The organism is Curtobacterium sp. MMLR14_002, assembly GCF_001864975.1.
GTDB lineage: Bacteria > Actinomycetota > Actinomycetes > Actinomycetales > Microbacteriaceae > Curtobacterium > Curtobacterium flaccumfaciens.
The window spans coordinates 1-331 of sequence record NZ_MJGT01000137.1; the positions used below are offsets into that span (position 1 = coordinate 1).

At 66.2% G+C, this 331-nt stretch carries 1 protein-coding gene; it reads right to left on the bottom strand.

Annotation, left to right across the window (positions count from 1 at the left end):
* The coding region (locus tag BIU91_RS19095) for a hypothetical protein (protein WP_171907882.1) at nucleotides 1–331 on the bottom strand (331 nt) is incomplete at both ends.

The following is a 331-nucleotide window of genomic DNA, read 5'->3' on the forward strand; positions in this document are numbered from 1 at the left end:
AGTGTCCACCGTGACCACTGACAGGTCGTCTCGGAGGAAATCGAAGAGCTTCCCGCGTCGGTCTGGCGGGTAGAACGCGCCGTGGTTGGCTGCGAGGAGGTCCTCGAAGTGCGCGACAACGCCGTCCAGATTCCGCTTGGTGTCGGCGAAGAACTTCCCGCTCATCCGCGCAGCCTTCGCAGTCGCGGCGTCCCACCCCGGGTCGATGGTCCAACCGAGCGTCGTGTTGAAGTGCAGCTGCGCTTCGTAGGCGGCCATCGCCCCGTACTGCACCAACGCGATCTCGGCCGCGATGACGTCGCCGGCACGTCCGACCAGGGCAGTGGACACG